The organism is Citrobacter sp. Cb031, assembly GCF_030336725.1.
GTDB lineage: Bacteria > Pseudomonadota > Gammaproteobacteria > Enterobacterales > Enterobacteriaceae > Citrobacter > Citrobacter braakii.
On the sequence record NZ_JAOWDA010000019.1, the window covers coordinates 103432 to 129785 of the forward strand.

Annotated in this window: 23 protein-coding genes; 15 read left to right on the forward strand and 8 right to left on the reverse strand. The window is 52.4% G+C overall.

The genetic code is table 11. The annotated features are described in order from the left end of the window. Positions 1-315: 315 nt before the first annotated feature. Positions 316-2586, forward strand: a complete 2271-nt coding sequence (locus OGV93_RS01740; RefSeq protein WP_181636430.1) for a bifunctional diguanylate cyclase/phosphodiesterase — start codon at positions 316-318, stop codon at positions 2584-2586. Here OGV93_RS01740 and ppx read toward each other — a convergent pair. From ppx to purM, 4 genes are all read right to left on the reverse strand, one after another. Then, positions 2566-4107, reverse strand: coding sequence for an exopolyphosphatase (gene ppx, locus OGV93_RS01745; protein ID WP_016153985.1), 1542 nt, complete (start codon positions 4105-4107; stop codon positions 2566-2568). The two genes, OGV93_RS01740 and ppx, sit on opposite strands and share 21 nt — an antisense overlap. A gap of 4 nt (positions 4108-4111) precedes the next feature. Continuing rightward, entirely contained in the window at positions 4112-6178 is a 2067-nt protein-coding gene (ppk1, locus tag OGV93_RS01750; protein ID WP_003835119.1) for a polyphosphate kinase 1, read from the reverse strand. A gap of 210 nt (positions 6179-6388) precedes the next feature. Further along, positions 6389-7033 carry a phosphoribosylglycinamide formyltransferase gene (gene purN, locus OGV93_RS01755; RefSeq protein ID WP_049041566.1) on the reverse strand — a complete coding sequence of 215 codons (645 nt, stop codon included), beginning with the start codon at positions 7031-7033 and terminating at the stop codon, positions 6389-6391. Next, positions 7030-8067 carry a phosphoribosylformylglycinamidine cyclo-ligase gene (gene purM / locus OGV93_RS01760; RefSeq protein ID WP_019077369.1) on the reverse strand — a complete coding sequence of 346 codons (1038 nt, stop codon included), beginning with the start codon at positions 8065-8067 and terminating at the stop codon, positions 7030-7032. Before purM ends, purN begins: the two co-directional genes overlap by 4 nt. A 295-nt stretch (positions 8068-8362) precedes the next feature. On the opposite strand from purM, the gene OGV93_RS01765 reads away from it, so the two are divergent. The 4 genes from OGV93_RS01765 (at position 8363) to OGV93_RS01780 (ending at position 12785) form a co-directional block, all read left to right on the forward strand. After that, positions 8363-9793 carry a 6-phospho-beta-glucosidase gene (locus OGV93_RS01765; RefSeq protein WP_287109322.1) on the forward strand — a complete coding sequence of 477 codons (1431 nt, stop codon included), beginning with the start codon at positions 8363-8365 and terminating at the stop codon, positions 9791-9793. A 183-nt stretch (positions 9794-9976) separates the two neighbouring features. Continuing rightward, positions 9977-10603, forward strand: coding sequence for a uracil phosphoribosyltransferase (gene upp, locus OGV93_RS01770; protein WP_003835110.1), 627 nt, complete (start codon positions 9977-9979; stop codon positions 10601-10603). Positions 10604-10698: 95 nt separating this feature from the next. Continuing rightward, positions 10699-11988 carry a uracil permease gene (gene uraA, locus OGV93_RS01775; protein ID WP_016157119.1) on the forward strand — a complete coding sequence of 430 codons (1290 nt, stop codon included), beginning with the start codon at positions 10699-10701 and terminating at the stop codon, positions 11986-11988. Positions 11989-12083: 95 nt separating this feature from the next. Then, positions 12084-12785 carry a DnaA inactivator Hda gene (locus OGV93_RS01780; protein WP_200049399.1) on the forward strand — a complete coding sequence of 234 codons (702 nt, stop codon included), beginning with the start codon at positions 12084-12086 and terminating at the stop codon, positions 12783-12785. A gap of 35 nt (positions 12786-12820) precedes the next feature. Here the strand turns inward: OGV93_RS01780 and arsC are convergent, their stop codons facing one another. Together arsC and bepA are read right to left on the reverse strand one after the other, a co-directional pair. Beyond that, positions 12821-13180 carry an arsenate reductase (glutaredoxin) gene (gene arsC, locus OGV93_RS01785; RefSeq protein WP_046275209.1) on the reverse strand — a complete coding sequence of 120 codons (360 nt, stop codon included), beginning with the start codon at positions 13178-13180 and terminating at the stop codon, positions 12821-12823. An 87-nt stretch (positions 13181-13267) separates the two neighbouring features. After that, positions 13268-14731 (reverse strand): beta-barrel assembly-enhancing protease, encoded by a 1464-nt coding sequence (gene bepA, locus OGV93_RS01790; RefSeq protein WP_016157117.1) that lies wholly within the window; start codon positions 14729-14731, stop codon positions 13268-13270. A 226-nt stretch (positions 14732-14957) separates the two neighbouring features. On the opposite strand from bepA, the gene OGV93_RS01795 reads away from it, so the two are divergent. The 4 genes from OGV93_RS01795 (at position 14958) to iadA (ending at position 18486) form a co-directional block, all read left to right on the forward strand. After that, complete coding sequence (locus tag OGV93_RS01795; protein ID WP_016153975.1) at positions 14958-16022, forward strand: AI-2E family transporter; 1065 nt, start codon at positions 14958-14960, stop codon at positions 16020-16022. Between the two features lie 166 nt (positions 16023-16188). After that, the gene (locus OGV93_RS01800; RefSeq protein WP_220222079.1) at positions 16189-16848 is read left to right on the forward strand and encodes a nucleoside recognition domain-containing protein; all 660 of its coding nucleotides are present in this window, start codon (positions 16189-16191) and stop codon (positions 16846-16848) included. Between the two features lies 1 nt (position 16849). Continuing rightward, on the forward strand, positions 16850-17311 hold the full coding sequence (locus OGV93_RS01805) for a YjiG family protein (RefSeq protein WP_003037948.1): 462 nt from the start codon (positions 16850-16852) through the stop codon (positions 17309-17311). Between the two features lie 11 nt (positions 17312-17322). After that, positions 17323-18486, forward strand: a complete 1164-nt coding sequence (gene iadA, locus OGV93_RS01810; protein WP_287109323.1) for a beta-aspartyl-peptidase — start codon at positions 17323-17325, stop codon at positions 18484-18486. A 115-nt stretch (positions 18487-18601) separates the two neighbouring features. Here the strand turns inward: iadA and bcp are convergent, their stop codons facing one another. Both bcp and OGV93_RS01820 read right to left on the reverse strand, forming a co-directional pair. Further along, positions 18602-19072 carry a thioredoxin-dependent thiol peroxidase gene (gene bcp / locus OGV93_RS01815; RefSeq protein ID WP_003835095.1) on the reverse strand — a complete coding sequence of 157 codons (471 nt, stop codon included), beginning with the start codon at positions 19070-19072 and terminating at the stop codon, positions 18602-18604. Continuing rightward, positions 19072-19644 (reverse strand): glycine cleavage system transcriptional repressor, encoded by a 573-nt coding sequence (locus OGV93_RS01820; RefSeq protein WP_287109324.1) that lies wholly within the window; start codon positions 19642-19644, stop codon positions 19072-19074. Before OGV93_RS01820 ends, bcp begins: the two co-directional genes overlap by 1 nt. Before the next feature lie 145 nt (positions 19645-19789). Between OGV93_RS01820 and dapA the strand changes: the two genes are divergently transcribed. From dapA to ypfH, 6 genes are all read left to right on the forward strand, one after another. After that, a complete protein-coding gene (dapA, locus tag OGV93_RS01825) occupies positions 19790-20668 on the forward strand; it encodes a 4-hydroxy-tetrahydrodipicolinate synthase (protein WP_016153972.1) in 879 nt (292 codons plus the stop codon). A 16-nt stretch (positions 20669-20684) separates the two neighbouring features. Further along, positions 20685-21719, forward strand: a complete 1035-nt coding sequence (gene bamC, locus OGV93_RS01830) for an outer membrane protein assembly factor BamC (RefSeq protein WP_016153971.1) — start codon at positions 20685-20687, stop codon at positions 21717-21719. 111 nt (positions 21720-21830) lie between these two features. Then, positions 21831-22544: a phosphoribosylaminoimidazolesuccinocarboxamide synthase gene (gene purC / locus OGV93_RS01835; RefSeq protein ID WP_003835086.1), complete on the forward strand. Its 714-nt coding sequence runs from the start codon at positions 21831-21833 to the stop codon at positions 22542-22544. Positions 22545-22672: 128 nt separating this feature from the next. Further along, positions 22673-23539: a KPN_02809 family neutral zinc metallopeptidase gene (gene ypfJ / locus OGV93_RS01840; RefSeq protein WP_016153970.1), complete on the forward strand. Its 867-nt coding sequence runs from the start codon at positions 22673-22675 to the stop codon at positions 23537-23539. Positions 23540-23554: 15 nt separating this feature from the next. Then, on the forward strand, positions 23555-25570 hold the full coding sequence (locus OGV93_RS01845; protein WP_200012028.1) for a tRNA(Met) cytidine acetyltransferase TmcA: 2016 nt from the start codon (positions 23555-23557) through the stop codon (positions 25568-25570). Positions 25571-25643: 73 nt separating this feature from the next. Further along, positions 25644-26342, forward strand: coding sequence for an esterase (gene ypfH, locus OGV93_RS01850; RefSeq protein WP_016153968.1), 699 nt, complete (start codon positions 25644-25646; stop codon positions 26340-26342). Positions 26343-26354: the final 12 nt, after the last annotated feature.

Genomic DNA, 26354 nt, shown 5'->3' on the forward strand with positions numbered 1-26354 from the left:
TAGTCACATTAAGGCATACTGTGAGGGAATGGTCAATTTTTCGTTATGTAAAATTGCTTCAGTTGTTTTATCTATTTATGTTATGGAAATTAATGTTATTATTTGCATTAATAATGAGATAACGATAAAAAACCATGAAAAGAGTAATAATTGATTAATGAGGGACTTATTTATTGATGTGTATCAAGCATCACCCTTTGCTGACAACTAAAATTGATGAGTCATTTTAATGTATTTAACTTTATCGTTTTAACGTCAGGTGGGATGCCTGTCCGAATACCCCCTGCAGGATGTGCGGGATTCTACTGAGCATCTATGAAACTCAATAAAAATTATATTGGTATTAGAGATAGATGGTGGGCGTTACCTCTCATCTTGCCTTCCTTGCTGTTGCCTATATTGAGCACTGCTAACACCTATGCCCATATTAGTACCGGGAACGTAATTCTTTTCTACCTGCCTTTAGCGCTGATGATTAGCCTGATGTTGTTTTTTGGCTGGGCGGCATTACCAGGAATTATCATTTCCATCATCTGGTACAAATATCCGCAGGTTGGGTTATTTGAAATGCTCTCAATAATTTCGCACTTTATAGTTACGATAGTGCTTAGTTGGGGAGGGTATAAAGTTTTTGCTCCCCGGCGGAATAACGTTTCTTACGGTGACTCCCACCTGATGTTTCAGCACATGTTTTGGCAGGTTTTCTGCCCGGCAACGCTGTTTCTGCTATTCTTCCATTTCGCCGCGTTTGTGGGCGTCTATGAGAGCAAATCCGGCATGGTGGGCGTTATGCCCCTTAATACCGGCACGTTGATCAACTATCAGGCCATGCTGGCCGGGAATCTGGTTGGGGTTCCACTGTGCTACTTTATCATTCGCACGATTCGTAATCCTTTGTATATCAGAGGTTATTTATCTCAGTTAAAGCAGCAGTTTGATACCAAAGTTACCAAAACAGAGTTTGCGGTCTGGCTGATTATATTGACCATACTAATGACATTGTTGTGTATGCCGCTAGATGAGAAAAGCTCAATATTTAGCACGAATTATACCTTGTCACTGATGCTGCCCGTCATGCTATGGGGAGCAATGCGTTACGGTTATAAATTTATTTCGTTAATATGGATGCTCGTACTCATTACAGCAATTCATTATTATCAACGCTATATGCCTTGGTATTCGGGTTACGATGTGCAGCTTGCCATTACCTCATCGAGTTACCTGGTTTTCTCCTTCATCGTGAATTTTATTGCCGTACTGGCAACGCGCCAGAGAATTGTCGCCAGACATTCTCATCGTCTGGCCTTCTTTGACCCCATGGTGCATATTCCGAATTTGCGCGCTTTGAACCGGGATTTGAGAAAGGCGCCATGGTCAGTGCTTTGCTTTTTGAGTGTTCCGGGTATGGAACTGCTGGTGAAAAATTACGGCATTATGCTACGTATCCAGTACAAGCAAAAACTTGCCCAGTGGGTAAAGCCATTGCTGAAACAAGATGAGCATGTCTATCAGTTATCGGGTAATGATTTAGTTCTGCGTTTTAACACCGAGTCGCATCAGGAGCGTATTGAAGCGCTGGACAGGCATATCAAGCAGTTTCGTTTTATCTGGGATGGCATGCCTTTACAGCCGCAGGTGGGGATTAGTTTTTGCTATGTCCGTTCTCCGGTTAATCACATCTACTTGTTACTGGGGGAGTTAAGCACCATCGCCGAGCTTTCTCTGGCGACCAATGCGCCAGAGAATTTGCAGCGCCGAGGCGTGATGCACCTGCAACGTGACCTGAAAGATAAGGTTGCGATGATGAATCGTCTGCAGCTGGCGCTGGAGCACCATCGCTTTTTCCTGATGGCGCAGCCGATTTCAGGCGTGCGCGGCGATGTTTATCACGAAATTCTGCTGCGGCTAGAGGGAGATGATGGTAAAACCATCGGTCCTGACAGCTTCTTACCGGTAGCGCATGAGTTTGGATTGTCATCCAGCATCGATCTGTGGGTGATTGAAAATACGCTGAAGTTTATGGCGCAGAATCGGGAAAAAATGCCCGCCCGTCGGTTTGCTATTAACTTATCTCCCACGTCGGTATGCAGGGCCCGGCTTCCGCATGACATCAACCAACTGCTGATTAAGTACAAAGTTGAACCGTGGCAGCTGATTTTTGAAGTAACGGAAAGCAATGCCTTAACCAATGCGGAACAGGCGCAGGCAACGTTACTGCAGCTGCAATCATTGGGCTGTCAGATTGCGATTGATGATTTTGGTACCGGATATGCCAGCTATGCGCGGCTGAAGAATGTGAATGCCGATATCCTGAAAATTGATGGCAGCTTTATTCGCAACATCGTTTCGAATAGCCTCGACTATCAAATCGTGGCCTCTATTTGCCATCTGGCGCGGATGAAAAGAATGCTGGTGGTCGCGGAGTACGTCGAAAGCGAAGAAATACGCAGTGCGGTAATTTCGCTGGGGATTGATTACATGCAGGGGTATCTGATTGGTAAACCACAGCCGTTGCATGAAATGCTGGAAGAACAGGTGCCAGAAGAACTGGCACCTGCTGAGAGCTTATGCGGCGATATCGGGTGAACTCTCTTCTTCAATTTTGAGACGCCAGCCGGTAACGGCTTCCCAGTATTGCTGCTCTTTTTCCAGATCGAGCAGCACCAGCGCATTCTGGCTAAACCAGTCATGCGGAAAGCGTAAGGTCCAGTGGTTGTCGTCGGTAATTAGGGTCAGCGTCGGTGGCGTGGTGGTCGCCTGTCGCTGATTATTCAGCAGCACGCCCAGGCGCAACAGCTGAATTAACGGCAGAAACTGTTTTTTCTTGAACAGCGTAAAGCGCGGCAAATCATCCAGTTTCACCGCTTTGCGATGATATCGAACCAGGGTTGCCATCATCAGTTGTTGTTCCTGATTGAAACCCGGTAAATCGCTGTTTTGGAGGATATACGCCGAGTGGCGATGTAAACCGCTGTGGTTGATGTTCAGCCCAACCTCATGCAGCATCGCCGCCCAGCGCAGCAACGCTTCCAGTTGTGGATTGGCCAGCTTTGGCTGCTGCGTATGCCACTGATCGTACATTTGCATCGTCGTTTCCAGTACGCGCCGGGCCTGTTCGCTGTCGATGTTGTACTGGTTCGCCAGGCTGCTCGCAGTACGGCTGCGAACGTCCTGGTGGCGAAAACGACCTTCCATCTCATACAGCACGCCTTCGCGTAGTGCGCCATCAGAAAGGCGGAGTTCGCGGATAGCCAGTGCGTCAAAAACGCCGCACAGAATCGCGAGTCCCGGCACAAACACCGCTTTTCGCTCTTCAGACAGCCCCGGCAGGCTGAGCGCATCGAATGACGCATGCTTCAGCACTTCGGTTCGCAGTTTGTCCAGGCGTTCAGGGGTGATAAAACCATCTTTCTCACCCATCTCCAGCAGCACTTCGTGTGCCGCTTTAATCGTGCCCGACGCGCCCAGCGCAACGTTCCAGCCCTGAATTCGAAACTGCCAGGTTAAGGTTTCAAGCTTTTGCGCTGCCGCCATGCGCGCACGCTGGAAGTTTTCCCGACTAATAGCGCCGCCCGGGAAATACATCTGAGCAAAACTGACGCAGCCCATACGACGGCTTTCCACCAGTTTGGGCTCGAAATCTTCGCCGATCACCAGTTCTGTTGAACCACCGCCGATATCAATAACCAGCTTACGACCCTTTTCCGGCTGGGTGTGCTCCACGCCCATAAAAATCAGTCGGGCTTCTTCATTACCGGAAATAATCTCAATCGGGTAGGGGATAACTTTTTCTGCTCGCTTGAGAAAATCGGTCGCATTTAGCGCCTGACGCAAAGTATGGGTTCCCACGATGCATACGCTTGATGGGGGAAAGCCCTGCAGACGTTCGGCGAACAGCGACAGGCAGCTTAATCCGCGCTCCATTGCCTCTTCGCTCAGCTTGTTATCTTCGCCGAGGCCATCCGCCAGATGAACGCGCTGTTTCAGTCGCCCGATAATCTGCATTGCGCCATCAACCACGCGGGCAATGACCATATGGAAACTGTTTGAACCAAGGTCGACCGCAGCAAATTCCTGCGGTCGTGGAGTCTTGTCGTGTATTGGCATAGCGTTAGTCAGGTTGCTCGAGTGATTTGATGTAGTCGTATATCGCCAATTGTGACTGAACCTTACGGCGGTTTCCGCGCGGTACGTAGCGATTACTGAGTTCTTTATCGATGAAGCGAGCCTTCACCGTGTCGCTGAACAGGATATCGATAATATCCAGCACCCGTTGCTTAAGACGCGGGTCTAGCAGCGGGGTGGCGACTTCGATGCGATAGTCGATATTCCTGGTCATCCAGTCTGCGGAGGAGAGGTATACCTGCTTGTCGCCACCGTTTTCGAAGATATAAACCCGGTCGTGTTCAAGGTAGCGGTCAACTATGCTTATCACGCGAATATTGTCGCTAATGCCTTCCAGATTCGGAATCAAAGAGCACATACCGCGAATCAATAAATTGACTGGCACGCCTGAGCTTGAGGCCGCATAGAGACGATCAACCAGGCCTTTATCGACCAGGTTATTCAGTTTTAGGGTGATACCGGAAGGCTGTCCTTGCTGCGCGTTGGCGATTTCTTTGTCAATCATCGCGTACAGCAAACGGCGCGAGTTCTGCGGAGAAACCAGCAGATAATCGAACGTCACCGGACGATACGGGTTCTCGATGAAGTTGAACACCCGACGAACCTCGTTGGTAATGCGTGAGTCGGCGGTAAGTAACGAGTAGTCGGTATAGAGACGCGCCGTTTTTTCGTTGAAGTTCCCCGTCCCGATATGTGCATAGCGCACAACTTCATCACCTTCTTTACGCGAGATAAGGAACAATTTGGCGTGAATTTTCAGGCCCGGCGCGGAGAAGATAACGTGAACGCCTGCCTCGGTAAGACGCTTGGCCCAATGAATGTTGGCTTCTTCATCAAAGCGAGCCTGCAACTCCACCACCACGGTGACTTTCTTACCGTTGTGCGCAGCATGGATCATCGAATCAATGATGCGCGAGTCTTTGGCCACACGGTAGATGTTGATTTTAATCGCCAGCACGCTCGGGTCGAAAGAGGCCTGGCGCAACAGTTCAAGAACGTGCTCAAAAGTGTGATACGGATAATATAGCAGCACGTCGCGTTCGCGAACGGCGTCAAAGCCGTTACGAAACTTCTCGTTATCGAACCAGATATGGCGCAAACGCGGCAGCGGTTTGTTCACCAGGTTAGCTTTGCCAACGTTGGGGAAATTAATAAAGTCTTTGAAGTTATGGTAACGCCCGCCGGGAACAATCGAGTCGTAGCGAGAAATCGTCAGCTTTTCACGCAGTACCTCGACCAGCGCATTCGGCATGTCGCGCTGATAGACAAAACGTACAGGCTCTGCGGTCAGACGCTGTTTCAGACTGGACGACATCAGCTCCATCAGGCTCGATTCCATCTCGTGCACCAAATCGTATTCGGCGTCGCGAGTCATTTTCATCGAATAGGCGTTCAGCGCATCGTAATCAAAGAACCCTTTGAAAATGTCGTCAAGGCAGTAGCGTAAGATGTTGTCCAGCAGGATCATCGGTTTGCGACGGCGCGGGGTTTCCGGCGGTAGATTCACAAAACGGGGAACCTTGTCGGAAGGGATTTCCAGCAGCGCGTAGCGGATCGTATCGCCGCGGATAATTTCCACCGCCAGATAGGTGTAGTCATCTTTCAGAAACTGAACTAAATCCGTCTCGCGGTTGATCAGGATCGGTGTAATGTGCTGGCGAAGATATTGTTTGAAGTAGTGGCGTAACCAGCTCTGTTGATTGACCGACAACTGACGTTCATTGATAAGGAAAATCTGGTTGCGCGCCATCTCCAGCAGCAACTCGTTGTACAGGCCGTCAAATTCCTGATCGGCTTTTAATACGCGGGCCTGGATTTTACCTAACAGATGGCGGGAGTGAGAGTTTGAACCCTGTTCTTCGCTAATAATGATTCGGCGCTTCAGTTCGGCAAAACGAACCTTATAAAACTCGTCGAGATTATTGGAATAGATGCCTAAGAAACGCATCCGTTCGATCAACGGGTTTGACTTATCAGCAGCTTCCTGGAGTACACGTTCGTTGAACGCTAACCAGCTGAGTTCTTTCTCGATGTATAGCTTTTCCTGACCCATTACCACTTTTACTCCGTTTCATTCACGGGACACTACCGATTTATTATGGCGAGCATTGCTCTCAGATGTCCAACAGTGCCAGAAAAATATGACAATAAACCGTCTGATAGCAAAGAGAAAGGGGGAGCGTAGATGAATACCGGAGATGTTAACCGGAAAAGGTATTTATGCCTGTAAACCGGATGGTGAGATCCGGTTTACAGGTTGATTTTATTCTTCGTCGGCGGCGTAGCCTTGTGGCGGCAGACAAACGCCGTCCAGCCATGCTGCGTTATCACGCATCTTCAGGCGACCATCAGTAAACCAGCTTACCACCAGCGGGTAAATGGTATGTTCCTGGGCCTGGACTCGTGCCGTGACATCATCTTCGCTGTCGCCTTCAAATACCGGAACCTTGGCCTGGAGAATAACCGGTCCGCCGTCCAGTTCATCGGTGACGAAATGGACGGAAGTGCCATGCTCTTCATCGCCGTTTTCCAGAACCTGACGGTGCGTGTGCAGGCCAGGATACTTCGGCAATAAAGACGGGTGGATATTCAGCAATCGTTCAGAATAGTGAGCAACAAACGCCGGGCTTAGAATGCGCATATAACCGGCCAGCACCACGACATCGGGGGCATAAGCGTCGATCTCTTGTATTAGTTGCTGGTCGAATGCTTCGCGACTGGCAAACTGGGCGGCTTCCAGCGAGTGTGCAGGAATATTCGCTTCGCGTGCGCGCTCAAGGCCGAACGCATCGGCCTTGTTACTGAATACTGCACGTATGGTGCCATTGATTTTATTCTGTTCGCAGGCATCCATTATCGCCTGCAAATTGCTTCCGTTGCCGGAAATGAGCACCACAATGTTTTTCATTCAATGACCACACGCTGTTCGGAATCAGAAGCTTTGATGATACCGATTTTCCATGCGTTTTCACCTTTCTCATTGAGCAAAGCAAGGGCTTTGTCCACTTCAGAAGCCGGCAGGGCGATAACCATGCCTACGCCGCAGTTAAAGGTGCGATACATCTCATGCTGGCTGACGTTACCCGCCGTTTGCAGCCAGTTGAAGACGGCTGGCCACTGCCATGAAGATTCGTCGATCACAGCCTGCGTGTTGTCTGGCAGAACGCGTGGAATATTTTCCCAGAAGCCACCGCCGGTCAGGTGGGCAATGGCATGCACATCAACCTTCTCAATCAGTTCCAGAATGGATTTGACATAAATGCGGGTCGGGGCCAGTAAGTGATCGGCCAGCGGCTTGCCTTCAAGCTCGGTGGTTTCCGGGTCACAACCGCTAACTTCAACAATTTTGCGCACCAGAGAGTAGCCGTTGGAGTGCGGACCGCTGGAGCCGAGTGCAATCAGTACGTCGCCGTCAGCCACTTTTGAACCGTCGATGATCTCTGATTTTTCGACGACGCCAACGCAGAAGCCTGCCACGTCGTAATCTTCGCCGTGGTACATCCCCGGCATTTCAGCCGTTTCACCGCCGACAAGCGCACAGCCAGACTGCAGACAGCCTTCGGCAATACCGTTAATGACGCTGGCTGCGGTATCCACATCCAGTTTGCCGGTAGCATAGTAGTCGAGGAAAAACAGCGGTTCAGCGCCCTGAACCACGAGGTCGTTGACGCACATTGCGACGAGGTCAATGCCGATAGTGTCGTGGCGTTTCAGATCCATCGCCAGACGCAGTTTTGTGCCGACGCCATCAGTGCCGGAAACCAGTACCGGTTCACGATATTTTTGCGGCAATGCGCACAGCGCACCGAAGCCACCCAGACCACCCATAACTTCCGGACGACGAGTTTTCTTTACTACGCCTTTGATTCGATCAACCAGAGCATTACCTGCATCAATATCAACACCGGCATCTTTGTAGCTAAGAGAGGTTTTATCGGTCACTGCCTGCTTCCCCACATGTTTACTTGCAGTAAAAGTTAAATTCGGCGCAATTCTAACAGGGAAAGCAAACGTTTGCGAGCCTGCTCTGCATCAAGTTTTATGTGCTGATTTTTTCAGCATTTTACAATCATTTATCTATTTGTTTGAACTGCGCCACGAAAATGAAACCGGGTACAGTCTTGTGCTTGAAACCTGTCTGCTGAATACACAGTATCGTACTGAAACCGGTTTCTGTTTTCTGTTGCGGACCTCATCAACAGCGTTTTGCACAGAGTAATCACGAGAGGGGAAGGGTATGTCAGGATTTAAAGCAGATTTCATGTGGGGTGGTGCCGTAGCCGCTCATCAACTGGAAGGTGGCTGGCAGGAAGGTGGAAAAGGAATTAGCGTTGCCGATGTCATGACGGCGGGGGCGCATGGCGTGGCGCGTGAAATCACTGACGGTGTGATTGCCGGTAAAAACTACCCTAACCACGACGCCATCGATTTTTATCACCGCTATAAAGACGACATTAAACTGTTTGCCGAAATGGGGTTTAAATGTTTTCGCACTTCGATTGCCTGGACGCGTATTTTCCCCTTAGGCGACGAAGCGCAACCCAATGAGGCTGGCCTGCAGTTCTATGATGACCTGTTTGACGAATGCCTGAAATATGGCATTGAACCGGTGATTACGTTGTCGCATTTCGAGATGCCATACCATCTGGTGACGGAATATGGCGGCTGGCGTAACCGTAAGCTTATCGATTTCTTTGTCCGTTTTGCCGCAGTGGTTTTTACCCGTTACCAGCACAAAGTGAGGTACTGGATGACGTTTAATGAAATTAACAACCAGGCAAATTATCACGAAGACTTCGCGCCTTTTACTAACTCTGGCCTGAAATACCAGCCCGGTGAAGACCGCGAGCCGGTTATGTACCAGGCGGCGCACTATGAACTGGTGGCAAGCGCGCTGGCGGTAAAGACTGCGCGTGAGATTAACCCGGCATTGCAGATAGGGTGCATGATTGCCATGTGTCCTATCTATCCACTGACCTGCGCGCCGGACGATATGATGATGGCGATGAACGCCATGCACCGGCGTTACTGGTTTACCGATGTCCATGTGCGCGGCAAATACCCACGGCATCTTCTCAACTACTTTGCCCGGCGTGGCTTTGATCTTGATATCACTGAGGAAGACCGTCAGGCGCTGACTGAGGGTTGTGTCGATTACATCGGCTTTAGCTACTATATGTCTTTCGCAACGCAGGCCACGGCAGACAACCCACAGCTGGACTACGACGAGTCGAAAAGTCTGGTTTCCAACCCGTACGTGCATAAATCGGACTGGGGCTGGCAGATTGATCCCGTTGGTCTGCGCTATTCGCTGAACTGGTTCTGGGATCATTACCAACTGCCGCTGTTTATCGTCGAAAACGGCTTTGGTGCGATTGACGTGCAGCAGGCCGACGGATCGGTGGATGATTCCTATCGTATTGACTATATGGCCGCACATATCAGTGAAATGAAAAAAGCGGTAGTGGAAGATGGCGTGGACCTGATGGGCTATACCCCGTGGGGCTGTATTGATTTAGTCTCGGCCGGGACGGGGGAGATGAAAAAACGCTACGGCTTTATCTATGTTGATAAAAATAATGACGGAAGCGGAACGTTAGCACGCTCGCCGAAGAAATCTTTTTCATGGTATCAAAACGTTATCCAGACCAATGCTGAATATCTATAAAATTCATAGTATTGACAGCCAGCCCCGCCAATAATGCGGGGCTTGTTTTATACTCATCATCCAGACGCAAACGACTTTGGTTGATCCATATCAAGCGTATCCAGTGTTGCGCCAGAGACGAAAAGCGGTATAATCCGGCGATTTTTTTTGTGGTTGCCACTCGTCTGAGGAAAGGAGAAGAGTATGAAGATCGTGGAAGTCAAACACCCACTCGTCAAACACAAGCTGGGACTGATGCGTGAAAACGACATCAGCACTAAACGCTTTCGTGAACTCGCCTCGGAAGTTGGCAGCCTGCTGACTTATGAAGCAACCGCTGGTCTGGAAACCGAAAAGGTGACCATTGAAGGCTGGAACGGTCCGGTTGAAGTTGACCAAATCAAAGGTAAAAAAATCACCGTTGTGCCAATCCTGCGTGCGGGCCTGGGCATGATGGAAGGCGTACTGGAAAACGTTCCGAGCGCGCGTATCAGCGTGGTTGGTATGTACCGTAACGAAGAAACGCTGGAGCCGGTTCCGTACTTCCAGAAGCTGGTATCTAACATCGATGAGCGTATGGCGCTGATCGTTGACCCGATGCTGGCAACCGGCGGTTCCGTTATCGCCACCATCGATCTGCTGAAAAATGCAGGCTGCACCAGCATTAAAGTGCTGGTCCTGGTTGCGGCACCGGAAGGTATCGCGGCACTGGAAAAAGCGCACCCGGATGTTGAGCTGTACACGGCCTCCATCGATCAGGGGTTGAACGAGCACGGATACATTATTCCGGGGCTCGGCGATGCCGGCGATAAGATTTTTGGTACCAAGTAAACGAATAAGTGAAAAGAAGCCGACTTTAAGAGTCGGCTTTTTTTTGAATATAACAACCCAAGGCTAATAACAAACAACACTCAGAGGAAAACACTATGACGCGCCGTGCTATCGGGGTGAGTGAAAGACCGCCGCTTTTACAGACAATCCCGCTTAGTTTGCAGCACCTGTTCGCCATGTTTGGCGCAACGGTACTGGTGCCAGTCCTGTTCCACATCAACCCGGCTACCGTTCTGCTGTTTAACGGCATTGGTACGTTGCTGTATCTCTTTATCTGTAAAGGTAAAATTCCTGCGTATCTGGGTTCCAGCTTCGCATTTATTTCCCCGGTACTGCTGTTGCTGCCGTTAGGGTATGAAGTGGCACTGGGTGGTTTCATTATGTGCGGCGTTCTGTTCTGCCTGGTTTCTTTCATCGTTAAGAAAGCAGGAACCGGCTGGCTGGATGTCATGTTCCCTCCTGCGGCGATGGGCGCAATCGTTGCCGTCATCGGTCTGGAGCTGGCTGGCGTCGCTGCGGGCATGGCGGGGTTACTGCCAGCAGAGGGGCAATTACCGGATTCAAAAACCATCATCATCTCAATGGTGACGCTGGCGGTTACGGTATTTGGCTCTGTACTGTTCCGCGGTTTTATGGCGATTATCCCGATTCTGATTGGGGTGCTGGCCGGCTACGCGCTCTCCTTCGTGATGGGGGTCGTGGACACCACGCCGATTGCGCAGGCCCACTGGTTTGCTCTGCCAACGTTCTACACGCCGCGCTTTGAATGGGTTGCCATTCTGACCATCCTGCCGGCGGCGCTGGTGGTCATCGCTGAACACGTTGGACACCTGGTGGTGACGGCGAATATCGTGAAAAAAGATTTGATTCGCGATCCTGGCCTGCATCGTTCTATGTTTGCCAACGGCCTGTCTACGGTTATCTCTGGTTTCTTCGGCTCTACGCCGAACACCACGTACGGCGAAAACATTGGCGTAATGGCGATTACTCGTGTTTACAGTACCTGGGTTATCGGCGGCGCGGCAATTTTTGCCATTCTGCTCTCCTGTGTGGGCAAACTGGCTGCGGCGATCCAAATCATTCCACTGCCGGTCATGGGTGGCGTATCGCTGCTGCTGTACGGCGTGATTGGTGCTTCCGGTATTCGCGTACTGATCGAGTCAAAAGTTGATTACAACAAGGCGCAAAACCTGATCCTGACCTCGGTTATTTTGATCATCGGCGTGAGTGGTGCGAAAGTTCACATTGGTGCCGCTGAGCTGAAAGGCATGGCGCTGGCGACCATTGTTGGCGTTTGTCTGAGCCTGATTTTCAAAGTTATCAGCCTGCTGCGTCCGGAAGAAGTCGTGCTTGACGCGGAAGATGCCGACAGTCCGCAACAGTAAATCTCTTACCGGGTGGCGATGCTGCCCGGTTCTATCACGACGTATTTCTGTGTTAAACTCAACGCGATTTTATGAAATCCTGGGTTGAGGTATCTCTGAACACACCGGCACAGCTCTCTTTGCCACTTTATCTTCCTGACGACGAAACTTTCGCAAGTTTCTGGCCGGGGGATAACTCCTCTTTACTGGCTGCACTGCAAAACGTGCTGCGTCAGGACCATAGCGGGTATATTTATCTCTGGTCGCGTGAAGGCGCTGGCCGTAGTCATTTGCTGCATGCAGCTTGTGCGGAACTGTCCGCGCGCGGCGATGCGGTAGGCTATGTGCCGCTCGACAAGCGTACCTGGTTCGTCCCCGAGGTGCTCGACGGTATGGAGCATTTATCGCTGGTATGCATCGATAACATCGAATGTGTGGCCGGGGATTCGCTGTGGGAAATGGCGATCTTTGATCTCTACAACCGCATCCTGGAGTCGGGGAAAACGCGTCTGCTGATCACAGGCGATCGCCCGCCAAGACAGCTGAATCTGGGGTTGCCGGATCTCGCCTCGCGCCTGGACTGGGGACAAATCTACAAGCTGCAGCCGCTTTCCGATGAAGATAAGCTGCAGGCGTTGCAATTACGCGCCAGACTTCGTGGGTTTGAACTGCCGGAAGATGTGGGACGCTTCCTGCTCAAGCGTCTGGATCGAGAAATGCGTACGCTGTTTATGACGTTGGATCAGCTTGATCATGCATCGATCACCGCCCAGCGTAAGCTGACCATTCCATTCGTAAAAGAGATACTGAAGCTGTAAGCGCCGCAGCCGAAGAGACTGCGGCAGGTTTCAGGTTAACCGATGATTTCCAGTACCTGCTCCGGCGGGCGTCCAATTCTCGCCTGGCCTTTGGCAACCACAATCGGGCGCTCCATCAATTTCGGGTTTTCCACCATTGCCTGAATCAGCGCATCTTCACTCAGATTTACGTCCGCCAGATTAAGTGACTTATAGAGATCTTCTTTCTGGCGCATCAGCTCGCGCGCGCTGGACATGCCCAGCATCTGCAACAATTCACGCAGGGTTGTGGCGTCAGCCGGGGTTTCCAGATACAACACCACTTCCGGGTCCACGCCGTTGGACTTCAGTAACTCCAGCGTTTCACGGCTCTTGGAGCAGCGTGGGTTATGGTAGATTTTAATCGCGTCTGACATGACTTCTCCTTGCATAACAATCCTGCCGGATGGCGACCAAAAGACCTTATCTGGCCTACATATCGCCATCCGGCAAGTGTTCGATAATTACATTTTCGTATACGGTTTAAAGCGCTCTTGCAGTTGGCGTAGCTGGTCGATACGGGCATCGTATCTGGCCTGCTGCTGGCTACCCAGCTTGACCTGTGAGCTTGCGCTGCTGAGCATCGAAATCGCCTGATCCAGACGTCCTGCGAGGGCATACCCTTCCGCGCGGGCTGCCAGTTCCTGATCACGGTTGTTCAGGTTGGCTTCCGTTTGCGCTAACAGATCCCAGCCGTTAGGGTCGTCCTTATGGTTAAACGTATAGCGATTCAGGATGGTCGCTGCCTCTTTGGCTTGCCCGGCCTGTAAATACGCATTTGCCAGGTTGAGCTGCAGTACCGGGTTGGTGCGCAGGTCGCGGGCGTTTTTCAACCGATTAATGGCATCGCTGGTTTTCTTCTGGCCGAGATCGATATCCGTTGCCAGGTCGAGGTACCAGGCATTGTTAGCATCTGCCGCCAGCAGCGGTTGCAGTGCTTTACGTGCCTCGTCATATTTACTGGCCTCCATTGCCTGCAATGCCCGGCCATACTGCGCCGCACGTTGCTCACGTATGTTGCCTTTCGACCAGTTACTCAGTAGGTCATCGGTCAACTGGTTGCGACCAGAGTTGTACATGCCTAAGGTGCGTGCCTTGGCCAGATAAAAATCTTCTGAAGACTGGACGACAGCCGGACGCATTTGGTTGGCGCGGTTACGGGCATCCGACAGACGGCTTTCTGGCAGGGGGTGAGTCAGCAAAATTTCTGGTGGACGCGAAGAGTAACGGGCCTGATCGAGCAATTTTTCCAGAAACGTCGGCATGGCCTGGGGATCGAATCCCGAGCGTTGCAGTACCTGAATACCGATGCGGTCTGCTTCCTGTTCGTTTTGCTGCGTAAAGCTAATCATCCCCTGACGTGTACCCGCCAGCGTACCGGTCAGCGCCGCCATACCCGCCTGTGGGCTGGCCATCGCCAATAAAATTGACCCTAACGCACCCACCCACGTTAGCGGCGCGCTGCGTTTCTGGTCTTCCATTGCACGCGCCAGGTGACGCTGGGTAACGTGGGAAATTTCGTGCGCCATAACCGATGCCAGTTGGCTTTCGTTATCGGAATAGCGGAACAGTGCGGAGTGCAAAACAACGTTGCCGCCAAAGAAAGCAAAGGCGTTGATTTCATCGTTGTTAATCAAAAAAAAGGTGAAGGGCGTTTTTACCGAGTCGGCGTGCGAGACCAGACGCATCCCCAGCGCATTAATGTATTGCGTCAGCAACGGATCGTTAATTAATGGCGCACTGCCGCGCAGCTGGCGTACATAATAATCGCCCATCTGCATTTCCTGTCCTATGGAAAGCGTACTCCCTGCCGAGGTTCCCATATCAGGTAGGGTGTCCGCGGTTTCTGCAAATGCGGGCGCAACCTGACCGATGGTCAGTGCAGCAATGAGGGTAGCAACCAGGTTTTTTTTCAACTGCCTGAACATAACCTCTGTCCTGTATTCTTTTTTGAGATAGCCATTTGACCAATGCCGTGAAGTTTCGTTCACACTCCGCAAGCTTAGGGAGTGTAACTGCGAAACCTGACGATGAACACCCAGGAAAAATGACTTTTCACTTTGCGTAATCCGCTATAAAAAGCGAAGTCTTTTTTGTGACATTTCGATACAATTCGGGATCGCAATCCCGCTATTGGATTCATGGAAGGGTTTTATGCTCGAAATGTTGATGCAATGGTATCGCCGCCGCTTTAGCGACCCCGAAGCCATCGCCTTGCTGATTATTCTGGTTGCCGGTTTTGGCATCCTGTTCTTTTTTAGCGGTCTTCTGGCGCCGCTGCTGGTCGCCATTGTGCTGGCGTACCTGCTCGAATGGCCGACAGTACGGCTGGAACATATTGGTTGTTCACGGCGTTGGGCGACATCGATTGTGTTGGTGGTGTTTGTCGGTATTTTGCTGCTGATGGCGTTTGTGGTAATGCCCGTTGCATGGCAACAGGGGATCTACCTGATCCGCGATATGCCCGGCATGCTCAATAAATTGTCTGATTTTGCCGCCACCTTACCGCGGCGTTATCCGGCGCTGATGGATGCGGGCATTATTGATGCGATGGCGGAGAATATGCGCTCGCGAATGCTCACCATGGGCGATTCGGTGGTGAAATATTCGCTGGCTTCACTGGTCGGATTGCTGACGCTGGCGGTGTATCTGATTCTCGTCCCGTTGATGGTGTTCTTCCTGATCAAAGATAAAGGACAAATGCTGAACGCAGTGCGTCGGGTGCTGCCGCGTAATCGCGGACTGGCGGGGCAGGTGTGGAAAGAGATGAACCAGCAAATCACCAACTATATCCGCGGCAAGGTGCTGGAAATGGTGGTGGTTGGCGTGGCGACCTGGCTCGGCTTCCTGCTGTTTGGCCTCAACTATTCGCTGCTGCTGGCGGTGCTGGTAGGCTTCTCCGTGCTGATCCCGTATATCGGCGCTTTCGTGGTCACTATTCCGGTGGTCGGTGTGGCATTGTTCCAGTTCGGGCTTGGCACCGAGTTCTGGAGCTGTTTTGCCGTATATCTGATAATCCAGGCGCTGGACGGTAATTTGCTGGTGCCGGTGCTGTTCTCCGAGGCGGTAAATCTGCATCCGCTGGTGATTATTCTCTCAGTGGTGATATTCGGCGGCCTGTGGGGATTCTGGGGCGTATTCTTTGCGATTCCTCTGGCGACGTTAATCAAAGCGGTAATGCATGCCTGGCCGGATGGTCAGGTCGTTGATGAACCCTAATCTGTTTGCTCCGGCGATGCAATGTCGCCGGAGCCGAACTTGTCTGACCTCTATCCACACATTCTGAATAATCTCTTCTGGTGTCGTTTTTCTCTGCGTTTGTCTTTAACTTGACCCGCGTGATGTCTTTAAGTCACGCAAGGAATAAGGCCAACAGGAGAACAAAATGGGTCACAACACACACACGCAGCAGAAGGTGGGATGGGGCGGATATCTCGCTTTTTTTATTACGATTATTCTTTTTTCCGGCATGTTTGCGAAAAGTACCGAATGGTGGCGAGTCTTTGATTTCACCGTTCTCAACGGTGCGTTTGGGCAGATTAATGCGGCGGGGGACACGGCGGTCTCTTTTCGCGGCACGGGCGGTATGGGCGCAAAAGACGGCTTCTTATTCGCGCTTGAACTGGCGCCTTCCGTCATTCTTTCACTCGGGATAATTTCCGTCACCGAAGGGCTGGGAGGGTTGCGTGCGGCACAGCAACTGATGACGCCAGTCCTGCGCCCGTTACTCGGTATTCCGGGTATTTGTTCGCTGGCCCTGATTGCGAATATGCAAAATACCGATGCTGCGGCAGGGATGACTAAAGAAATGGCGGAAGAGGGCATTATCACTGAACAGGAACGTGCCATTTTTGCCTGCTGGCAAACCAGCGGCAGTGCGTGTATTACCAACTATTTTTCCTCGGGTGCCGCGTTGTTTACGATGGTTACCGTTCCGGTGATTACGCCGCTGGCGGTGATCCTTGTCTTCAAATTTGTGGGTGCGAACCTGCTGCGTTTGTGGATTGCGCAGCAGGAAAATCGCCGTACGCAGCAGGAGGCGTGAGATGACAACGCAAGTACGTAAAAACGTCATGGATATGTTTATCGATGGCGCACGGCGCGGATTCACTATTGCAACAACCAGCCTGTTGCCTAACGTGGTAATGGCGTTTGTGATTATTCAGGCGCTGAAGGTGACGGGACTGCTCGAGATTGTCGGGCGGGTATGTGAGCCGGTAATGGCGCTGTGGGGACTGCCGGGGGAATCTGCTACCGTACTGCTGGCTGCGGTGATGAGTATGGGAGGCGGCGTCGGTGTTTGCGCCAGCCTGGTTGTCGCCGGTACGCTTTCGGGACATGATGCTACGGTGCTGTTACCGGCTATCTACCTGATGGGCAATCCGGTGCAAAATGTGGGACGCTGTCTGGGTACCGCGGGAGTCCATCCCCGTTATTACCCGCTTATTATTGCGGTATGCGTAATTAATGCGCTGCTCTCTATTTGGGTTATGCAGGTTATTGCCTGACAAGGAAGGTTATGAACTGTTCCATTCTTAATTTGACGTTGTTCCTGCAGGGACACGTGTACGCGCCGGAAGATTTAGGACGCCAGGATATACTGGTGTCTGGCAGCAAAATTGTTGCCATCGCGCCGTCGATTTCCCCTGACGATTTTCCTGGCTGCGAGTGTATCAATCTTAACGGTGCGATTGTGTGCCCAGGATTTATCGATCAACACGTCCATCTGATTGGCGGCGGCGGAGAAGCGGGGCCGCACACCCGCACGCCGGAAGTGCGCTTGTCGCGGCTGGTTGAAGCTGGCGTCACCTCGGTGGTGGGATTGCTGGGGACAGATGGTATTACCCGTCACCCTGAATCGCTGCTGGCGAAAACCCGCGCGCTGGAATTTGAAGGCATCAGCGCATGGATGCTGACCGGGGCGTATTCTCTGCCTTCTCCGACCATCACCGGCAGTATCGATCGCGATGTGGCGCTGATCGATAAAATCATTGGCGTGAAATGTGCTGTTTCGGACCATCGTTCTTCAGCCCCGGACACCTCGGCGCTGGCAAACATGGCGGCGCAGTCGCGCGTTGGCGGATTGTTAGGGCGCAAGCCGGGGATTAGCGTCTTCCATATGGGCGACAGCGCGCGCATGCTGGAGCCGTTGTACCAGATCCTCGAAAGTTGCGATGTACCGATTACCAAGCTGCTGCCCACACACGTCAATCGTGCGGAACCGTTGTTTCAGTCGGCGCTGGAGTATGCCCGCAAAGGCGGTTATATCGACATTACCAGCAGCATTGATGAACCCGTCGACCCGGCCACGGCTATCGCCACGGCGCTACGCCAGAACGTGCCGCTGTCGCGTATTACCTTGAGTTCGGATGGCAACGGTAGCCAGCCGGAATTTGATGACTACGGTAATCTTACCGGCATCGGTGTCGCAGGGTTTGAATCACTGGCTGAAACAGTGCGCCAGTTGGTGAAGGTTCATGCCATACCGCTGGAACTGGCGCTGTGTCCGCTGACGCGAACGGTCGCAGAATTTTTGGGACTGGAACATAAAGGGCGTCTGGCGGTGGGATGCGATGCCGACATTCTGGTGCTCAATGATGCGCTTGAAGTTCATCACCTGTGGGCGAAGGGCAAAGCTGTCGTCAGAGAGAAAAAAGCCTGTATAAAAGGGACGTTTGAATAAACGACGTTGATGCCGGATGGCGGCGTAAACGCCTTATCCGGCTACGGAGTTATGCGGATGGTGGCCTGATAAGACGCGTGGCGTCACCATCAGGCGCTATCCGGCAAAATGTAAATCAGGCGTTCTCTTTCAGCCAGTTCATTACCACGTCGTGGTGGTTGCTGGTTTTGAAGTCATCAAACACATGCTCAATTTTCCCTTCAGCATCAATCAGGAAGCTGATGCGGTGGATGCCATCATAGGTTTTGCCCATAAATGACTTCTCACCCCAGACGCCGAACTGCTCGCAAACCTGGTGATCTTCGTCGGACAGGAGCGTGAAGTTAAGGACTTCTTTCTCCGCGAATCGGGAAAGCTTCTCTGGTTTATCGGTGCTGATTCCCAGCACTTCAACACCTGCTTTTTTTAACTCATCCATGTTATCGCGCAGGCCGCAGGCCTGTACGGTACAGCCGGGTGTCATGGCTTTCGGGTAAAAATAAACCAGAACACGCTGTCCCTGGAAGTCGGTTAAATTTACTTGTTCTCCGTCTTGATCCGGCAAGCTAAATTTCGGTGCGATATCACCGGCTTTCAGTGGGTTCATTACTTAACTCCATCCTGTTCATCATGCTGTGAGTAATTGACGACGTTAATACTGCCTTGCGCATTGAGTTCTGTACAGAGTGCTTTAAACGCATCTTCAATATTTGCCGAATCATGTGACGCAGGACTATGTGCGGTAATTTGAATAAACAGCTGTGCCGCCTTTTCGTTCTCAGCCGGTTGCGTGCGTGAAACCAGTTCCGCAATATTCATTTGGTGGCTGTCAAACAGGGCGGTAAAGCGTTCAATCAAATGCTGAGAATCAGGAACATCGACCTGCACCCATACCGTAGCGGGCATCGCCGGACGGGGGCGTGCGGTCGTGCGCTTCATCACAATCAGTAAATCCAGCTCTGCACCTTTCAACGGCAAGGTTGATTCAATTAGGGTAATGGCATTCCAGGTGCCCGACAGCAACATGATAAACGTGAACTCGTCACCCAGCATGGCCAGTCGGCTGTCTTCGATATTACAGCCGCAACTGCTGACATGACGTGTGATGGTGTTCACAATTCCCGGGCGGTCAGCACCCAGCGCAGTAATGACCAGATAGTGTTGCGATGACGATGTCAAACCTGTTCTTCCTTTGAGCGGTGAGGTAATCATAAGGAAAGCATAAAAAAAACATGCATACAACAATCAGAACGGCTCTGGTCGCTTGCTTTTATTGTCGTACCAAACGTACCATTGAGACACTTGTTTGCACAGAGGATGGCCCATGTTCACGGGAAGTATTGTCGCGCTTGTTACGCCGATGGATGAGAAAGGTAAAGTCTGCCGGTCGAGCCTGAAAAAACTGATTGATTATCATGTCGCCAGCGGCACCTCGGCGATCGTTTCGGTTGGCACCACCGGTGAGTCTGCCACCCTGAGTCATGATGAACATGGCGATGTGGTGATGATGACCCTGGAGCTGGCCGACGGGCGTATTCCGGTGATTGCCGGAACCGGCGCTAATGCGACCGCGGAAGCCATTAGTCTGACGCAGCGTTTCAACGACAGTGGTGTTGTCGGCTGCCTGACGGTGACGCCTTACTACAACCGCCCAACCCAGGAAGGTTTGTTCCAGCATTTCAAAGCCATCGCTGAACATACTGACCTGCCGCAAATTCTGTATAATGTACCGTCCCGTACCGGCTGCGATATGTTGCCGGAAACCGTTGGTCGCCTGGCGAAAGTAAAAAATATTATCGCTATTAAAGAGGCCACGGGGAACTTAAGTCGCGTTCACCAGATCAAAGAGCTGGTTTCAGACGACTTTATTCTGCTCAGCGGTGATGACGCGACCGGACTGGATTTTATGCAGCTCGGTGGTCATGGCGTGATTTCCGTGACGTCTAACGTTGCGGCACGCGATATGGCCGAAATGTGCAAACTGGCGGCAGCCGGGAACTTTGCCGAGGCGCGGGTGATTAACCAGCGTCTGATGCCGTTACACAACAAACTATTTGTCGAACCCAATCCTATCCCAGTGAAATGGGCGTGTAAGGAGTTGGGACTTGTGGCGACCGATACGCTACGTCTGCCTATGACGCCAATCACGGATAATGCTCGTGAAATCGTCAAAGCGGCGCTTAAGCATGCCGGTTTGCTGTAAAGTTTAGGGAGATTTGATGGCTTACTCAGTACAAAAGTCGCGCCTGGCCAAGGTTGCGGGTGTTTCGCTTGTTATGTTGCTCGCGGCCTGTAGTTCTGACTCGCGTTATAAGCGCCAGGTGAGCGGTGATGAATCCTATCTGGAGGCCGCACCGCTTGCTGAGCTTCACGCTCCAGCTGGGATGATTCTGCCGGTTATGTCGGGTGACTATAATATCCCGGTCACCAACGGCAGCGGTGCCGTTGGTAAAGCGCTGGACATTCGCCCGCCGGCTCAGCCGTTAGCACTAGTCACCGGCGCTCGCACTCAGATCGCGGGTGATACGTCGACATTGCTGGTGGAAAATGGTCGTGGCAACACGCTGTGGCCACAGGTCGTTAGCGTCATTCAGTCTAAAAACTACACGATCACCAAACGTGATGATGCCAGCCAGACGTTGACCACCGACTGGGTTAACTGGAACCGTCTGGATGAAGACGAGCAGTACCGTGGACGTTATCAAATCTCGGTTAAACCGCAGGGTTATCAGCAAGCGGTAACGGTGAAACTGATTAACCTCGAGCAGGCGGGTAAACCCGTAGCTGATCCAGCATCAATGCAGCGTTACAGCGCTGAGATGATGAACGTTATTTCCGCAGGTCTGGATAAGAACGCCACTGATGCCGCGAATGCCGCGCAGAACCGCTCTGCCGCCACCATGGATGTTCAGAGTGCTGCCGATGACACCGGTTTACCGATGCTGGTGGTACGTGGACCGTTCAACGTGGTATGGCAGCGTCTGCCGGCAGCGCTTGAGAAAGTGGGGATGAAAGTGACCGACAGCACCCGTTCTCAGGGCAGCATCGCCGTGACCTACAAACCACTGTCTGATAGTAACTGGCAGGAGCTGGGCGCAAGCGATCCGGGTCTGGTATCCGGCGACTATAAACTGCAGGTCGGTGATTTAGACAACCGCAGTAGCTTGCAGTTTATCGATCCGAAGGGGCATACCCTGACGCAAAGCCAGAACGACGCGCTGGTCGCCGTCTTCCAGGCAGCGTTCAGTAAGTAAAAATAAAGGGCTGGATAACTCCAGCCCTTTTTTTCTGATATGATACGCAAACGTGTGCGTCGGCAGAAAAACGCAATATTTATCGTTAATTCACACCCAGGAGTAATAAAGATGCAAAAGCAAGCTGAGTTGTATCGTGGTAAAGCGAAGACCGTATACAGCACGGAAAACCCGGACCTGTTGGTGCTCGAATTCCGCAATGATACGTCAGCAGGGGATGGCGCGCGCATTGAACAGTTTGATCGTAAAGGCATGGTGAACAACAAGTTCAACCATTTCATTATGACTAAACTGCAAGAAGCGGGCATTCCTACCCAGATGGAGCGACTGCTTTCCGATACTGAATGTCTGGTGAAAAAACTGGAGATGGTACCGGTTGAATGTGTGGTTCGTAACCGCGCAGCAGGTTCCCTGGTTAAGCGTTTAGGCGTTGAGGAAGGTATTGAACTGAATCCGCCGCTGTTTGATCTGTTCCTGAAAAACGATGCTATGCACGATCCAATGATTAACGATTCCTATTGCGAAACTTTTGGTTGGGTGAGCAAAGAGAATCTGGCGCGTATGAAAGAGCTGACCTACAAAGCCAACGACGTGCTGAAAAAGATGTTTGATGATGCCGGTCTGATTCTGGTCGACTTCAAACTTGAATTTGGTTTGTATAAAGGTGAAGTGGTCCTGGGCGATGAGTTCTCACCGGACGGCAGCCGTCTGTGGGACAAAGAAACGCTGGATAAAATGGACAAAGATCGCTTCCGCCAGAGCTTGGGCGGCCTGATCGAAGCCTATGAAGCCGTCGCGCATCGTCTGGGTGTGAAGTTAGACTAATCCTCCCCTGAGCCGGCGATCGCTCTCCGGCTCATCAATCCCGCCGATTTTGATTACTGTTTCTTATGGTAATCCTGTTCCGAACCGCCTACGATCATCATCATAATGAATAAAAAGTTGAGGTGATTATGCGCTGGCAAGGGCGTCGTGAAAGTGACAATGTGGAAGACAGACGAAATAGCTCCGGTGGCGGCCCTTCTATAGGCGGCCCTGGTTTTCGTTTGCCCAGTGGTAAAGGCGGCATCATCCTGCTGATTGTGGTGCTGGTGGCGGGATATTATGGCGTGGATCTCACCGGATTAATGACCGGCCAGCCAGTTTCCCAACAGCAATCATCACACTCCATCAGCCCAAATGATGATGAAGCAGCAAAATTTACCTCGGTGATTCTGGCCACCACGGAAGATACCTGGGGGCAGCAGTTTGAAAAAATGGGCCGGACCTACCAACAGCCGAAGCTGGTAATGTATCGCGGAGCGACGCGTACCGGCTGTGGCGCAGGTCAGTCGGTGATGGGGCCGTTTTACTGCCCGGCGGATGGTACGGTGTATATCGACCTCTCATTTTATGATGACATGAAAAACAAGCTGGGCGCCGATGGTGATTTTGCTCAGGGCTATGTTATCGCCCATGAAGTGGGCCACCACGTGCAGAAACTGCTGGGTATTGAACCGAAAGTTCGCCAGATGCAGCAGAATGCCTCACAGGCTGAGGTGAACCGTCTTTCCGTACGTATGGAACTGCAGGCGGACTGCTTTGCCGGCGTCTGGGGCAACAGTATGCAGCAGCAGGGCGTGCTGGAGTCCGGCGACCTGGCTGAAGCGCTGAACGCCGCTCAGGCCATTGGCGACGATCGCCTGCAGCAGCAGGGACAAGGACGCGTTGTGCCGGACAGCTTTACCCACGGCACTTCTGAGCAGCGGCTTAGCTGGTTCAAACGCGGTTTTGACAGCGGCGATCCGGGACAATGTAATACTTTTGGTAAAGGCATTTAAGCTACTGAGGCAGGGATGTCTGATAATACGGCGCTGAGCGCGTTAACCGAACAGATGGCCCACGAAGGGATCCGTCGTCTGCTGATTATCAGTGGCGAGGGGAACTGGTGTCAGGAGCGGGCATTAGCGCTACGCGACACGTTACCCGGCGACTGGTTATGGGTGGGCGCACTCGCCCCTGCTGAGCCAAACTGTACGCCACAGGCGCTGCAAACGTTATTAGGCCGCGAATTTCGTCATGCGGTTTTTGACGCCGGGCAGGGATTTGACGCTGCGGCGTTTGCCGCCTTAAGCGGAACGCTGATCGCCGGGAGCTGGCTGGTTTTGCTGACCCCCCCCTGGCATACCTGGCACACGCATCCGGACGTGGATTCACTGCGCTGGAGCGACTGTGCTGAACCTATCCCAACGCCGCACTTTGTTGAACATGTCAAACGGGTGATTTCCCGTGACGGACAGGCTCTGCACTGGCAGCAGCATCACGCAGTTTCCAGCCCGCGTTTTCCTGTTCGTGCAGTCTGGCACGCGGCAACCGGTTACCCTCAGCCTGAACAGGCGATGATTTTAACCCAGTTGCTGGATATGCCTCCCGGCGTGGCTGCGGTCACAGCTGCACGTGGCCGGGGTAAATCGGCTCTGGCAGGGCAACTGATAGCACGTATCAACGGGACCGCGATTGTCACTGCGCCTGCTAAAGCGGCAACGGATGTGCTGGCGCAATTTGCCGCAGAGCGTTACCGCTTTATGGCCCCCGATGCGCTGTTAAGCAGTTCTGCAACCGCAGACTGGCTGGTTGTGGATGAAGCCGCCGCGATCCCCGCGCCGCTGCTGCACCAACTGGTTGCGCGTTTCCCTCGTACGCTGTTAACCACCACCGTACAGGGCTACGAGGGAACCGGCAGAGGCTTTTTGCTGAAATTCTGCGCCCGCTTTCCCCATCTTCGACGCTATGAGTTGCAACAACCCGTGCGCTGGGCGCAGGGATGTCCGCTGGAGAAAATCGTCAGCGATGCGCTGGTGTTTGACGACGAAACCTTTGCGCATGCCCCCTTAGGGGAGCTTAACTTCTCGGCATTTGATCAACTCTCATGGCAGACAAACCCGGCGCTGCCGTTAGCGGTATATCAGCTACTTTCCGGTGCGCATTATCGCACCTCGCCACTGGATCTGCGGCGAATGATGGACGCGCCGGGTCAGCATTTTCTTCAGGCTTCGGCTGCTGACTCGGTGGCGGGCGCCGTCTGGCTGGTCGACGAGGGGGGATTATCCGCAGAATTAAGCCAGGCCGTCTGGGCCGGATATCGCCGACCAAGAGGAAATCTGGTTGCGCAGTCACTGGCGGCGCACGGCGGAGACCCATTGGCGGCGACGCTCGTCGGGCGGCGGGTCAGTCGAATTGCGGTTCATCCCGCGCGTCAAAGGGAAGGTATTGGGCAACAGCTGATTCTGCAGGCCCGGCACTATTGCACGCAGTGCGACTATCTGTCCGTCAGCTTTGGTTATACGGCTGAATTATGGCGTTTCTGGCAGCGCTGCGGTTTTGTCCTGGTACGGATGGGTAATCATCGGGAAGCCAGCAGCGGCTGTTATACCGCTATGGCGGTGCTGCCCATCAGCGAAGCGGGAAAACGCCTTGCCTGGCGGGCGCACCAGCGCCTGCGACGGGATGCGGAGATTCTTGCTCAGTGGAACGCAGAGCGCATTCCGCTGGTACCACTGAAAGAGACTACGCTTAATGAGGATGACTGGGGTGAGCTGGCTGGGTTTGCTTTCGCGCATCGACCATTACTGACATCATTAGGTTGTCTGAGTCGTTTGCTTGAGCACAGCGAGTTGCCTCTTCCGGCATTACGCGGGCGTATACAGGCTCAACGCAGCGATGCTGAATTGTGCCAACAGCTGAAAATATCGGGTCGCAAAGCGCTGTTGGCAGTTCAGCGCGCCGAGGCGGCGCAGGCCTTAAAACAGCTGGATGCTGAGCGTGAACAACGGCTACATAATCGCATTATGCAATGGCAATTTTTTCACTAACTTCTTCAATTTCCTGGCATGGTCATTGCGGTTAAGCGGCGTAGAATGATTCTCATCAGTTAAGGAGATCGCCATGAAACATGACCATTTTGTTGTTCAAAGTCCCGATAAACCCGCTCAACAGCTCTTGTTGCTGTTTCATGGCGTCGGCGATAACCCGGTTGCCATGGGCGAAATTGGCTCCTGGTTTGCGCCGCTGTTTCCGGATGCGCTAATCGTCAGCATTGGCGGGGCAGAGCCTTATGGTACGACTTCCGGCCGTCAGTGGTTTTCGGTACAGGGGGTAACGGAAGAGAACCGCCAGGCGCGTATTGACGCGATTATGCCGGTCTTTATCGAAACCGTTCGCTACTGGCAGAAGCAAAGCGGCGTTTCACCTCAGGCGACCGCGCTGATTGGTTTTTCTCAGGGCTCGATTATGTCGCTTGAGAGTATTAAAGCCGAGCCTGGGCTGGCGTCGCGGGTCATCGCCTTTAATGGTCGCTATGCCACGTTGCCGGAGGTTGCAACCACCGCGACGACGGTGCATTTGATTCACGGCGGTGAAGACCGGGTGATTGAGTTATCTCATGCCGTTGCCGCGCAGGAGGCGTTAATACGTGCCGGTGGGGATGTGACGCTGGATATCGTCGAAAATCTGGGGCACGCCATTGATGAACGCAGTATGCAGTTTGCGCTCGACCACCTGCGTTTTACCGTACCGAAGCACTACTTTGATGAAGCGCTGAGCGGCGGTAAGCCTCATGATGATGATGTGATTGAGATGATTTAACCCGCAGGCCGG

Bases quoted from the DNA above. Each gene is read 5' to 3' on its own strand.
- OGV93_RS01740 (WP_181636430.1), top strand. From the start codon at position 316: ATGAAACTCAATAAAAATTATATTGGTATTAGAGATAGATGGTGGGCG.
- ppx (WP_016153985.1), bottom strand. From the start codon at position 4,107: ATGCCAATACACGACAAGACTCCACGACCGCAGGAATTTGCTGCGGTC.
- ppk1 (WP_003835119.1), bottom strand. From the start codon at position 6,178: ATGGGTCAGGAAAAGCTATACATCGAGAAAGAACTCAGCTGGTTAGCG.
- purN (WP_049041566.1), bottom strand. From the start codon at position 7,033: ATGAAAAACATTGTGGTGCTCATTTCCGGCAACGGAAGCAATTTGCAG.
- OGV93_RS01765 (WP_287109322.1), top strand. From the start codon at position 8,363: ATGTCAGGATTTAAAGCAGATTTCATGTGGGGTGGTGCCGTAGCCGCT.
- upp (WP_003835110.1), top strand. From the start codon at position 9,977: ATGAAGATCGTGGAAGTCAAACACCCACTCGTCAAACACAAGCTGGGA.
- uraA (WP_016157119.1), top strand. From the start codon at position 10,699: ATGACGCGCCGTGCTATCGGGGTGAGTGAAAGACCGCCGCTTTTACAG.
- arsC (WP_046275209.1), bottom strand. From the start codon at position 13,180: ATGTCAGACGCGATTAAAATCTACCATAACCCACGCTGCTCCAAGAGC.
- bepA (WP_016157117.1), bottom strand. From the start codon at position 14,731: ATGTTCAGGCAGTTGAAAAAAAACCTGGTTGCTACCCTCATTGCTGCA.
- OGV93_RS01795 (WP_016153975.1), top strand. From the start codon at position 14,958: ATGCTCGAAATGTTGATGCAATGGTATCGCCGCCGCTTTAGCGACCCC.
- OGV93_RS01800 (WP_220222079.1), top strand. From the start codon at position 16,189: ATGGGTCACAACACACACACGCAGCAGAAGGTGGGATGGGGCGGATAT.
- OGV93_RS01805 (WP_003037948.1), top strand. From the start codon at position 16,850: ATGACAACGCAAGTACGTAAAAACGTCATGGATATGTTTATCGATGGC.
- iadA (WP_287109323.1), top strand. From the start codon at position 17,323: ATGAACTGTTCCATTCTTAATTTGACGTTGTTCCTGCAGGGACACGTG.
- bcp (WP_003835095.1), bottom strand. From the start codon at position 19,072: ATGAACCCACTGAAAGCCGGTGATATCGCACCGAAATTTAGCTTGCCG.
- dapA (WP_016153972.1), top strand. From the start codon at position 19,790: ATGTTCACGGGAAGTATTGTCGCGCTTGTTACGCCGATGGATGAGAAA.
- bamC (WP_016153971.1), top strand. From the start codon at position 20,685: ATGGCTTACTCAGTACAAAAGTCGCGCCTGGCCAAGGTTGCGGGTGTT.
- purC (WP_003835086.1), top strand. From the start codon at position 21,831: ATGCAAAAGCAAGCTGAGTTGTATCGTGGTAAAGCGAAGACCGTATAC.
- ypfJ (WP_016153970.1), top strand. From the start codon at position 22,673: ATGCGCTGGCAAGGGCGTCGTGAAAGTGACAATGTGGAAGACAGACGA.
- OGV93_RS01845 (WP_200012028.1), top strand. From the start codon at position 23,555: ATGTCTGATAATACGGCGCTGAGCGCGTTAACCGAACAGATGGCCCAC.
- ypfH (WP_016153968.1), top strand. From the start codon at position 25,644: ATGAAACATGACCATTTTGTTGTTCAAAGTCCCGATAAACCCGCTCAA.